This is a genomic window from Acinetobacter sp. YH16053, from assembly GCF_013417035.1.
GTDB classification, from domain to species: Bacteria; Pseudomonadota; Gammaproteobacteria; order Pseudomonadales; family Moraxellaceae; genus Acinetobacter; species Acinetobacter towneri.
Genome location: NZ_VPEP01000001.1, coordinates 160,964 through 172,986 on the forward strand (window position 1 = coordinate 160,964; position 12,023 = coordinate 172,986).

Consider the following 12,023-nt stretch of genomic DNA (forward strand, 5'->3'; position numbering starts at 1 on the left):
TTTAAAAAAAATGCACATAGCCTAAACTGGTCTTGTTCCAGTCCTGTTTGTCCTGTTGTTGATATTCCCAACCCAATCGCAACACATGCTGCGGGTTGAGTACATATTGCAACTGGCTGTTCAGCTTAAATTGCCATTGGTGACGATCTTCCCAATACGGTAATTCAAGCTGAACCAAACTATTCATGCGTGCTGACCAGATATTTTGACAACCCAGTGTTGGGCCAATTCCAACACGCCAGCCTTTGTCTAAAGCCTTACCCGCTTGCACATGATTTTTAATTTGCACACAACACAAATGTTCACGCGCTTGATTAGCCACGCTATAACCAAACTGTGTTTTTAAACTTAAAACACCATGCTGTTCCGTTTCGCTAAAAGCCCCGTGCGAATTCAGGGCTTCTTGCTGCCAACCCAAATTAAAGCCCCAACTAAGTGGTGTTTTAAATGCGGTCATTGGGTTATAAGAGTTCACCGAGAGTAAATCTAACTGATTCAGTTTTAAGCGGTCTTCACGATATTGCACAGAAGCTTCTAAAAAGTTGAGCTGCGTCCCTGTACGAAAACCACCTTGCGGATCAAGTAAGTCATGGTAAGCCTGTCGATGACTCAACTCTACAAAATGCTCGCCTTGCACCTCGCCAGTACGCACAGCAAAGCTTCGTGCATGATGCCCCTGCACAGGATCGACCTGAGGGCGTGCGACATCCTGACGTTGTTTTTCTAAATTGATCTGACTTCTTAAACTTAAAATTTGTCTCAGTCGCGGTTGTGCAATTTTGGCTTCAATTTTGCGTCCAATCAGTTTCAGATACAAATCGTCATAAGCCATTTCCAGAATTTTAGCTTGATCGATTTGGCTGTAATTTTGCAAAATTGCCGCCACATTTTCAGGTTCTGCTTCGGCCACTTGATGGGCAGTTTTTGCCAAAGTTGTACCATGTTGTCTGGCTTGCGCCAATAACTGAGTTTCCAAAGCAGGACGATAGACAACATCTGCCACTAAATTTTCCTGCTCTACAGCTTTTAGTGTTTCAATTGGAATAGATGCGACTTTAAACTGCTGCTGTAAATTTAGCTCAGGACGCACCAAATCCATTAAGCCCAATAAGCGATAGGCACAATTGTCACTGATAAAATAATACGGAAATTGCACATGCTTCATTTCCCAAATGTGCTGCACCAAAAATGTGGTTTCCTGCTCATTCATTGCCAGTTCGTACTCCCACAAATCTCGGCTTTCTAAATCACCATATTCTTTTACTTTGCGGTAATACGGCATCAGTGAATATTCACCCGGATATTGCCCTGTAAGTCCTTTCCATGCATAAGACCAATCTTCGCTGCCCGTTACCGTTGCTGCATAATTGACAGCATAGGAAATTAAATTCAGTTGTTTTTGATCTTTTGGGTCTAAGCGCAATAAAGTATGCCCAAACATAGAACTTGGATTGCCCATAAAGTCTGTGGCATAAATCAGCACTGCTTTATAAGGTTTAATTTGTCCAATCCATTCGTCCAATTCAGGACATTGCACCTGTGCCAAATCTTGTTGAGGAATTTGTAATTGTTCAATTAACCAGCGGCTACGTGCAGGAAATTTGCACTGCACCGATTGATTGGCAGGCGCTGTTTCAAATAATGCCTGCACATTGCGAAGTAACTCTTGGTTTAAATTGCTTCCGCCTTGTTCCGACACAAAATAGCCTGCATATTGCACTTCACTTTTGCCTTGCTGCGCATACATTAAACGCTGCCAAGTCACCTGTTCTGCCAAGTGTAGGTCTTTGGCTTTTTGCACATAATGTGCGGAAAACATCGCTAATTTATTTGTATTTTGTACTGTAGAAGTGGCTGTAAGTGGCTGAATCTGTATTGGAGATATTTCAGGAGATAACGCAAAAACCGTAGGAGATAAAAAAACTAAACTACTTAAAACAATTGATTTCATGGACATTTTATAAATTTTATATAGGGTCTAAACGTATTCTTGTGCTATAAAAAAGCCCTGCGAATGATGCAGGGCTTTTATTCAAACTTAAACGTATGCTTTTAATACGTCGTCATTCGCCATCACGTTCTGTAAAGATGCCAATACTTCTAAAGAAGTCTGGTTTTCTGCAGAATAAATAGATGCAAAGTTTTGCTTAGAAACCGCAAAGAAATGTGCTTTATCTTCAGCTTTAATGCTTAACAATTCAGCCAATACGTTTAAGCTTTCGCCTTCACCAACTGCCATATCGCGTGCCAATGTTTCAGCATTTTCATTGGTGAATGTCACAACTTGTGCAGTTACTGTACCTGTACCGCTACAACCTAAAGTACCAAATGTGATACCAAACAATTGGTTCGCAAAAATACCATTGGTGGTGGCTGCTAAAATTTTTGCAACTTTGCCAGACTGACCTGCCCAAACTTGAGAACCGATACCACAACCTGCATCACGGTCTGCAAATGCTGCTGTAGAACCCACTGCCAAGACAGCAGCCAATGCTAATTTTTTAATCATAGTCGTACTCCAGAGATTTATTATCCGAAAAATTATGCTTCGAATCGTTATTCTTTATTGCTATGTGTAACTTTTATTACACTATTTTAAGATAGCGAGATGTCACTCAGAAGGCAAAACATTTATCCCAAAATCATGCATTATTTTTGTGCATTTTTGTAGCGTCGATTGGTTTTTAACTTAAAGATTGGTCTTAAATTTGAAAATAGATTCTAGTATTGAAGATAGCATTTAGATTTACTGCTGCTGTTGATCCTCAGTTTTCAGTGTCCACTGCCCTTCTGCATCGCGGTGACCCAAAATTTTCATGACCAAAACCAGACTCAGTAAAAGCAATAAATACCACGAACCGAGTTTGCCCCAACCGACCATGTGCCACGCATCGACCTGACTTGGATACAACCAAATTTGATAAAAGGTACTAATGTTTTCTGCCACCCAAATAATAAATGCCAACAGCAGTAATATAGGTAACATCGGCAGTTGTAATAGATGCTGCTGTAATTGAAACCGAATTTTGGTTTTCCAGAAAATTACGACACTCCAAGCAAATAAGCAATAACGAATATCGGGGATAAAAAACTTGCTCATGAAGTTGATATAAGACAACACTGCCAAAGCCAACATATTGCTAAAAGTCGGCAAATTCAGCAAAGATACCCGATACAAACGCAAAGAACGCGCAAAGAAACTGCCAACTGCAGAATACATAAAGCCTGCAAAAAGCGGTACGGTCATAATTTTAAAGACAGCAGGTTGAGGATATTGCCACGATGCAATTTGTGGATGGGTTAAAAAAATTTCCATGATCATCGCCAAAATGTGAAACAAGGCGATGACTTTGGCTTCTGCCCAAGATTCTAGTTTTAAATATAAAAGACAAACTTGAATAATTAAGGCATAAAACAATAAATAGTCGTAACGGAAAAATCCGAAATATTCCTGGCTACCCATTGATGCAGTGAGTGCAAATGCAATCAGCAATAAAATTCCAAATAAGGCAGCCGAAGCTGTCTTAGTCGAAAACTCAAGTCCTGACTTTAACCATGTTATCCACATGATCTGACAACCTGACCGAAGCTGAGATTACACCTATACATCTACAAATGATCCATCTATATCATTGTGCGATTATAGATATTTGGCACTGTATTCATGTACCGTGTCGATAAATACTTTAGGACGTTCAGGGTCTACCCACTGGGTAATACCATGCCCTAAGTTGGCTACATAACCTGTTTTTTCACCATTGGCATAGGCATCATCCAGCATCGCACGTGTTGCTTTGGCAATCGCTTCAGGTGAACCATATAAAGTGGCAGGGTCTAAGTTTCCTTGTAAAGCCGCACGACCATTTACAGTTTGACGTGCCACATTCAGTGGTGTTGTCCAGTCCAAACCAAAGGCATCTGCACCTGTTGCAATCATTGGCTCAAGCCATTGACCACCGCCTTTGGTGAATAAAATAACAGGAATTTTACGGCCATCTTTTTCACGCTGCAGACCTGACACAATCTTTTGCATATAATTCAATGAAAATTCAATATATTCACGATGTGCTAATGCACCTCCCCAACTGTCAAAAATTTGAACAGCCTGTGCGCCTGCATCAATTTGTGCATTTAAATATTCAGTCACTGCATCCGCCAAACGACCTAACAGCGCATGCAATACTTCAGGCTGTGCATACATCATGTTTTTGGTATAGCGGAAATCTTTACTTGAACCGCCTTCTACCATATAGGTTGCTAAGGTCCACGGACTGCCTGAAAAGCCAATTAAAGGTACTTGTCCGCCTAAAGCAGAACGAATGGTCGATACTGCATTCATGACATAGTCTAAGTCTGACTTGGCATTAAATTTAGGTAAATTGGCAACGTCTTGCTCGGTACGCACCGTTTTATGAAACTTTGGCCCTTCGCCTACTTCAAAATACAGACCTAAGCCTAATGCATCGGGTACAGTTAAAATATCTGAAAATAAAATTGCAGCGTCTAATTCATAACGGCGCAGCGGTTGCAAGGTCACTTCACATGCAAATTCTGTATTTTTACATAGAGAAAGGAAGTCTCCTGCCTGCGAACGTGTGGCACGATATTCTGGTAAATAACGTCCTGCCTGACGCATCATCCATACGGGCGTGCAATCTACTGGCTCACGTAATAAGGCACGAAGAAAACGATCATTTTTTAAGGTCGTCATTTACTTTCCCAACTCATTTTCAATCTTGCAGCCATCATATCAAAAAGGTTGAAGTTTTAATAACTTCATTTCTGGTTGGTCTTTTTATCCTGAACTTTACGTGCAATTTCAATTTTTATTTTCGTGAAATACATCACATAAACAAAAGCATCGGTAAAAGCATCATCCTCTTGCACATTTACACAAAACAACTACTGCATCTCCTTAGTTTTTCTGCAATACTTGGCTAGTTTTTATCTATGTAAATGAATAATTCTCAAGGTTGAATTACATGTTCGTTCGCACAATACTCGCAATGAGTTTAAGTTGCATTTTTGCAGGAACTACTTTTGCTGCATCTACTGCTGAACAACCGTTAAATCCACAAGTGATCAGCAATACTGCGGTTGAAGATCCAATTGATCCTTTAGCAACAGAAGCTTCTGCAGCACAAAGCACGCTCAATGCAACCGATACTGCTATTACGCAACAAGAACAAAATGATTTAAATAAGGCATCACAAACCTTAGATGATCTACACAAAACTGAAGATACCACTGCCGATGTAGGCACTGCACCAACAAAAAGCTCTGCAAGCCAAACTGCTACATCCAACACAGCAGCACCAAAAGCTTCATGGACTTTAGATGGTTTAAATAATGCCACTTGGTATGAAAATATTGGTAAAGGTCAGTTCCCTGTGTATGCACGTGCACACGTGATGCTGAACAATTCACATGCTTCTCCAGGTGCAATTGATGGCACTAGTGGTAAGAACACCCTAAAAGCAATTGCATCATTCCAGCAAATGAATGGCATTAGCCCAACGGGTATTTTAACCAAAGAAACTTGGGATGCGTTGGTTGCACGTCAAGGTTCACGTCCTGCATTTGTAGAATACACGGTTACTGAAGCGGACTTAAAAGGTCCTTATGCGAAATCTATTCCGCATGACTATGCAGAACAAGCCAAAATGAAAGGCTTGTACTACACCCGCGTAAGTGAAATGTTAGGTGAAAAATTCCACATGGATGAAAATTTCTTAAAGAAATTAAATCCGAATGCAACATTTAATAAAGTGGGTGAAAAGTTATTGGTGACCAACGTTCGCAATGACTTACCTGAAGACATTCACCTGATTGTGGCGCACAAAGGTGCAAAACAACTGTATTTGTTCAACAAACAAAACCAAATGGTCGGCTCATTCCCAGCAACCATTGGCAGTGCAGATACTCCATCGCCAACAGGTACTTATAAAGTGACAGGTGTTGCACCAAACCCATGGTACAGCTATTCACCAAGTAACTTTATTCAGGGCAAAAACTTAAAACCGCTGTCTTTACCACCAGGCCCTAACGGCCCTGTGGGGAATATCTGGATTGGTTTAAGTAAAAAATCATTCGGTATTCACGGCACACCAAACCCATCGACCATTTCAAAAACGGCGTCGCATGGTTGTATCCGTTTAACCAACTGGGATGCAAACGATTTAGGTCGTAAAGTACGTTCTGGCGTGACTGTAAAATTCCTTGAATAATCAGTGATCGCTTTAAACCGCAAAAGGCCCACGTTTTTACGTGGGTTTTTTAATGCCGCGATAAAACTCTAAAATGTCTAGGTTCTGCAAAAAATCTACACATGTTGCAATTTTAGAACGGCATGTTGCAGTTCGCCTCTAGGTCGGCTGCGGTGAAAAGATTAAGATTAGTTCAAGTTAAAAAAATGATAGGAGCATTATCATGAATGCTTATTTACACCGTAGTGAAGATCGTGGTCATGTGAAAATGGGGTGGTTAGACACCAAACATAGTTTCTCTTTTGGTAATTGGTATAACCCGAAATATATGGGTGTTAGTGCCTTACGTGTCATTAACGATGACCGTATTGCCGCACATAATGGTTTTGGTACTCACCCACACGACAACATGGAAATTTTGACTTGTGTATTAAGTGGTACGATTTCCCACCGCGACAGCATGGGCAATGAACGCCATATTACTGCAGGTGAATGGCAGTTAATGAGCGCAGGTACAGGCGTTCAGCACAGCGAAATTAACAATGGTGATGAAGAAGTACACATGCTGCAAATTTGGATTCAGCCGAATGTACGCGATGCAGAGCCGACGTATCAGCAAATTCAACGTGACCCAAATACAGCACCCAACCAGTGGCATTTAATTGTCGGCCCGAATGACAATGCCCCAATGCACATTCGTCAACAGGCAGAAGTAAAAGCAGCTGTTTTAGAAACTGGACATCGTTTAGAAGTTACAGCAACACAAGCGGTAAACTATGTGCATGTAATTCGTGGTGAAATCACCATTGGCGAGCAAACAGTTAAAGCGGGCGATGCTTTGTTATTTGCTGATAATGCTGTGATTGAAGCAAAAGAAGACAGCCAGTTCATTTGGTTTGATTTACCAAAACAGTAAGTCCTGACTGTCACCTTATTATAATTGAGCATCTTTAATTTTTTGAGTTACCCTCTTGCCCTCTTCTACAGAGGGCTTTTTTATGGCTGAAATTGCATGATTCATTTTTTAAACACAGTTTTTGTCACGTTAATGACTTTACGCTGTTGTCTGCAAATACGCAGCAATTTGCTCTGCCACATTCCGTGCGGTTCGGGAAACACCAATTAAAGTTGCCGAGGCTGCGCCTGTCCAATCGCCATAACCAACCAACCATAAATTTTGCTGTTGTAACGCTCGATTTTCTAACACATCGACTGTGCCTTGTGCATTAACCACATTCAAACTTTGTAAATGCGACAATGCTGCCTTAAAACCTGTGCACCAAATAATGGCATCAATTTCCTGTTCGCGCCCATCTGCCCAAACTGCACTATGTTCGGTTAAATAGTCAAATGGCGGCAGACCATGTAATACATCACGTTGCCGTGCTTCTTTGACACTTGGAATCATCACAATATCGCCCAAACCACCGATCGGTTGTTCAATACTGCGACCTTCCTGCTGGGCTTTTAAGCGCTCCGTGGCACGTAAAAATAAAACCCGTCCATCTACATCATCGGCTAAAAAACTTGGCGGTTGCTGTGTAACCCAAAAAGTTTCGGCCACTTTAGACACTTCTGCCAAAATTTGTGCGCCTGAGTTACCCCCGCCGACAATCATGACTCTTTTGCCCTGAAAAGCATTGGCATTGCGGTAATGAGCCGAATGAATTTGTGTGCCTAAAAAGCGTTCGCGTCCTGTATAAGCAGGAATAAAAGGCTGACTCCACGTTCCAGTAGCACTCACAGCGGCTTTGGCTCGCCAGCTTTGCTGTGCCGAACACACAATTAAATCATTGCCTTCCTTCAGGACTTTTTCGACCTGCACAGGACGCAGCACAGGAAATTGATAGCGTGTTTCATACGCTGTTAAATAGTCAATCACTTCTAATCGTTTCGGATATTCCTGTTCGGTTTTTGGCATTAACCAGCCGGACAAAGAACTCCATGTATTTGGAGAGAACAGCTGTAAAGAATCCCACGCATGTTGCCACGCACCGCCCGACTGCGTTTGATTATCCAAGATCAGAAAATTGATTTTTTGCCGTTTTAAAAAGTAAGCCGTGGCCAATGCTGCTTGTCCGCCACCAATAATAATTACATCGGCATCCATTATTTGATTCAAAATGGCTCTCCTGCTCGCAATACGCACCCTGTTGCTATGCCTAATCTTAGCGCATAAGTGCAACACGTGAGAGATTAAAAATTCAGTCCACCAAACTCAACTTATGGAAGCACGTAATTAGAAGCAAGCCATCTTGAAAAATGAGGCTGCAAAAAAGCCAAGTCTTTCAACTTGACTTTGTTTTGTAAGATAGCTTGATGTGCAACACTGCAGAATCAGGTTCAGGTGTTAAAACGCCCTGCCGATGAGCTAATTCAGTTCATGTCGCCCTAACCGATGGAACAGGAACTCATTTCACTGCAAGCCGAATTGTATGAACTAAAAAAGTCGATTTATACCATCAGTAAAAATTACTACAGTATGTTCAGCTCAGTCGGACAATCAGCAGCTTATCAACGGGTTTGTGACTTACTCAAAAAAGCGGCAGGTGCCAAAGTTTCCACTTTGCTGCAAGGTGAAACAGGTGTCGGGAAAAAAGCCCTTGCTCGTGGTGTGCACGAACTCAGTCAACGTAAAAAACATGCTTTTGTCGCGGTCAACTGTGCGGCTATTCCACCTGAACTGATTGAATCTGAGCTATTTGGTGTCGAAAAAGGAGCGTTTACAGGTGCACATCAATCACGCTTAGGTAAATTTGAACGCGCCCATGGCGGTACTATTTTTAGATGAAGTGATTAAACTTTCACCACGCGCTCAAGCGGCTTTGCTGCGTGTGCTACAAGAAGGTGAAGTGAACGTGTCGGAGATTCACAAACCCGTCATATTGATGTTCGCGTGATTGCTGCAACCAATGAAGATTTAGAACAAGCCGTTAAAGCAGGTCGTTTCCGTGCCGATTTATATTACCGTTTAAACATTTTTCCTGTGCAGATTCCACCGCTGCGTGAACGCCGTGAAGATTTACCATTATTGGTTGCACATTTCTTAAAACGCTTTGAAAAAATGTATGACAAACAAATTCAAGGCGTCAGTGAAAAAGCCACTAACTTTATGCAAAGCTATGCGTGGCCTGGCAATATTCGTGAACTGGAAAACCTGCTCGAACGTGCGGTACTACTGACGGAAGATCAACAACTGATTAAACTGAATGCCCTGTTTCCGCAAATGCACAGCGACCATACTGTAGATGAGCAAGACAGCGTAGATTTAGACACGCTTTTAACCGAAGGTTTTGATTTAGAACAGCATGAGCAACAACTGATTATCACCGCGATGCAAAAAGCCAAACACAATGTATCTGAAGCGGCACGCTTATTGGGAATTTCCCGCGCTGCACTGGATTATCGTTTAAAAAAATACGCCATGCGCTAGAAATTCCGCAATAAAAAAGCCCTGTTTTTCAACAAGGCTTTTGCATTTCAAGCAGCCGAATTACCAGCTCAGTGTCTGAGTGCCTGGACGGAAAATTGCTTCACCCATAGCATCTGGATTGGCATATTTCAGACCTTTCATTAAGTCACCTTCAACAACACCGTACTGCTCCATACACATTTTGCAGATATACACATCACCACCTTTGGCGATAATACTTTTCAGCATGTTCTGATGCTCTGCATATTTATGTTCAAAGCGGTTAGATGCCAACATTACGCCTTGATCGACCAAATAAATCGTCAGTGGATGACCTTTGCCAAATTGGTTATTGCTCATGCCAATTGCCATTTTGGTGCGGTGCGCATCACTGCTGGTAAGCAAGACAAAAAGTGGATCTTTTTTGCTCTCTGCCATTGCTGGAGATAGACTGGCAAAGGTCAGCAAAACCGATAAACATAACAACTGAATCAATTTCATGGCAGAACTCACACTCAATTTAAATCTGGTCAAAATATTAGCATAATAAATATACTATATTTAAATAATAAATTAAGACGATAGTCTGTATGCAATAAAGCCAAGCACTAAACTTTTTCAAAAATCAAAAATTGATCACTGTAAAATGACCCCAGCATCAACAATCACAATTCAATACGTCCAAAAAACAAAGCGCCACCGAAAACGGCAGCGCCAAGCATGTATTTAAGAGCAATCTTTTCTAGTAGAAATGAAGGGTTAAGCCGCTAAATTTTTCTTAAGCTCATCTTCCACAATCCCAATTTCCAACTCACTGAAACGACGGATTTCCCCTTCTGCATGTTTTTCCAACATGCCGCCAATCAATGGCACTTTAACCTTAATTGTCCAGTTTAATTGAATATCAATTTTTTCATGGTTGCCTGTCACACTACGCTCGCCTTTAGCTTCTAAAGGCAAGTTTGCACCAAGCTCCACGGTAGAAGTAAGCGCCGTTAAATGGGTCACATCATTGCGTTTTAAACGAAATGCATCTTTTAATAATTTTTTAGCCATATCTGGAATATTCACATCTAAATTATAAGCACGGCGTAAAGTGTAAATATCACCGTTCTTTTTAGATTCTAAAATTTCCAAATTTTCACCAGGAATACGCTTGCAGACTGCTTCATGCAAAGCAACATCTGCCACTAAACGCTTAAATTCGTCAATTGAAACGCCATGAATGGTGGCGTTTACAGTAAATTGATGAGCCATTTGAGTTCCTTTTATTTTGTTTATTGATGGAGTAGGTCTAGCATCATCGTGCAATATAATTTGGCTGATGCTCAACGGGTATAAGCTGTTTTATATCCTAAATACAACTTTATTTTCAGGCTATTAAAATGTTTTTTCCGCCTGCTGTCATTGACTCTATTTTGTCTATTCTGTGTGAATGATGCCAAATTCAGCGGCATAGGTTTCATGGCTATAAATAGTTAAATAATGCCCATAAAATTCAATTTTGGCATAAAAATGTTCTGCGCCATCATCTAGTCCTGTGGAACACCATGTCGTCCCTTTGGGGAAATCATCTAACCACTGGGCTTGGTAAAAATCTGCAATCGAATCAAACTGTAAATAACGCTCAGGATACGCTAAAATATCCAATGCCAATAAATCAAATTGTTTAAGCTGCGCCTGTTTAAAATCAATTAAATTGCTCATCGCTACACGCCATCACACCGCAGAATGTGCCGCATGTTGTTGTCGGATTTTATGCCATTCACGCCAGCCCAAATAAGCAAGAACCACAAAACCTGCATATAACACAGCCGTTAACAGCAACTCTTTGTAAATAAACATGCCGATATACACCAGATCGACCACAATCCATAACACCCATGTAGCCAAGTATTTACGACTGGTCCAATAGGTTGCCAATAGACTCATAGCTGCCAGTTGTGCATCCAATAAAGGCAGTGAAGCCTGCGTCCACCACTTTAAACTTAGCCCAAACAGTAAACCCAGTATGCTACTCAGTGCAATTTGCAGCCACATTTTAGAGAGTGGCAAGCTTTGAATGATGATATGTTGTTTTTGCTGCTGTGCAGTTTTCCACTGGAAAAAACCATAAACAGCCATGCCCATAAATAGGGTTTGTAATACCGTTTCGCCATACAATTGATATTCAAAGAACAAATAGGCATACAGCAAACAGGCAATAAAATTCACCACCCAGCAAGCTATATGTCGCTTAATGGTTAAGGTCACGCCTAAAACACTAATCAACACAGCAATGATTTCTAAAACTGACATTGATGCTGCCTATGTAAAAGAAAAAGGCATGATACCTCTTTTCGGGAAAATAGCGCAAAACTCAACATTTAACCAAACACTTAACTGACAAGAAGATGCTGCAATTA

12 protein-coding genes and 1 pseudogene are annotated in these 12,023 nt (G+C 41.1%); 4 read left to right on the plus strand and 9 right to left on the minus strand.

Annotated features, from left to right (window positions below):
- Position 1: 1 nt before the first annotated feature.
- From FTV43_RS00795 to hemE, 4 genes are all read right to left on the minus strand, one after another.
- Complete coding sequence (locus FTV43_RS00795) at positions 2-1,951, minus strand: DUF4105 domain-containing protein (RefSeq protein ID WP_179994658.1); 1,950 nt, start codon at positions 1,949-1,951, stop codon at positions 2-4.
- An 87-nt stretch (positions 1,952-2,038) separates the two neighbouring features.
- Entirely contained in the window at positions 2,039-2,509 is a 471-nt protein-coding gene (locus FTV43_RS00800) for a DUF3015 family protein (RefSeq protein WP_096900956.1), read from the minus strand.
- A 237-nt stretch (positions 2,510-2,746) separates the two neighbouring features.
- Positions 2,747-3,568 (minus strand): DUF817 family protein, encoded by an 822-nt coding sequence (locus FTV43_RS00805; RefSeq protein ID WP_179994659.1) that lies wholly within the window; start codon positions 3,566-3,568, stop codon positions 2,747-2,749.
- A gap of 72 nt (positions 3,569-3,640) precedes the next feature.
- Positions 3,641-4,711 (minus strand): uroporphyrinogen decarboxylase, encoded by a 1,071-nt coding sequence (gene hemE / locus FTV43_RS00810; protein ID WP_179994660.1) that lies wholly within the window; start codon positions 4,709-4,711, stop codon positions 3,641-3,643.
- 271 nt (positions 4,712-4,982) lie between these two features.
- Between hemE and FTV43_RS00815 the strand changes: the two genes are divergently transcribed.
- Positions 4,983-6,227 carry a L,D-transpeptidase family protein gene (locus FTV43_RS00815; RefSeq protein ID WP_179994661.1) on the plus strand — a complete coding sequence of 415 codons (1,245 nt, stop codon included), beginning with the start codon at positions 4,983-4,985 and terminating at the stop codon, positions 6,225-6,227.
- A 202-nt stretch (positions 6,228-6,429) separates the two neighbouring features.
- The gene (locus FTV43_RS00820; RefSeq protein ID WP_004971950.1) at positions 6,430-7,122 is read left to right on the plus strand and encodes a pirin family protein; all 693 of its coding nucleotides are present in this window, start codon (positions 6,430-6,432) and stop codon (positions 7,120-7,122) included.
- Positions 7,123-7,260: 138 nt separating this feature from the next.
- Here FTV43_RS00820 and FTV43_RS00825 read toward each other — a convergent pair whose 3' ends face one another.
- A complete protein-coding gene (locus FTV43_RS00825; RefSeq protein WP_004971952.1) occupies positions 7,261-8,328 on the minus strand; it encodes an ArsO family NAD(P)H-dependent flavin-containing monooxygenase in 1,068 nt (355 codons plus the stop codon).
- Positions 8,329-8,688: 360 nt separating this feature from the next.
- On the opposite strand from FTV43_RS00825, the pseudogene FTV43_RS15935 reads away from it, so the two are divergent.
- Positions 8,689-9,135, plus strand: a pseudogene (locus FTV43_RS15935) (sigma-54 factor interaction domain-containing protein); the annotation flags it as partial.
- 297 nt (positions 9,136-9,432) lie between these two features.
- The gene (locus FTV43_RS15940) at positions 9,433-9,639 is read left to right on the plus strand and encodes a helix-turn-helix domain-containing protein (RefSeq protein WP_257224084.1); all 207 of its coding nucleotides are present in this window, start codon (positions 9,433-9,435) and stop codon (positions 9,637-9,639) included.
- A 60-nt stretch (positions 9,640-9,699) separates the two neighbouring features.
- On the opposite strand, the gene FTV43_RS00835 is transcribed toward FTV43_RS15940, so the two are convergent.
- From FTV43_RS00835 to pnuC, 4 genes are all read right to left on the minus strand, one after another.
- The gene (locus FTV43_RS00835; protein WP_004971976.1) at positions 9,700-10,119 is read right to left on the minus strand and encodes a DsrE family protein; all 420 of its coding nucleotides are present in this window, start codon (positions 10,117-10,119) and stop codon (positions 9,700-9,702) included.
- A gap of 258 nt (positions 10,120-10,377) precedes the next feature.
- Positions 10,378-10,875 (minus strand): DUF2505 family protein, encoded by a 498-nt coding sequence (locus tag FTV43_RS00840; RefSeq protein WP_004971978.1) that lies wholly within the window; start codon positions 10,873-10,875, stop codon positions 10,378-10,380.
- Positions 10,876-11,040: 165 nt separating this feature from the next.
- Positions 11,041-11,325, minus strand: coding sequence for a hypothetical protein (locus FTV43_RS00845; protein ID WP_096900962.1), 285 nt, complete (start codon positions 11,323-11,325; stop codon positions 11,041-11,043).
- Positions 11,326-11,337: 12 nt separating this feature from the next.
- A complete protein-coding gene (gene pnuC, locus FTV43_RS00850) occupies positions 11,338-11,916 on the minus strand; it encodes a nicotinamide riboside transporter PnuC (RefSeq protein WP_004971981.1) in 579 nt (192 codons plus the stop codon).
- Positions 11,917-12,023: the final 107 nt, after the last annotated feature.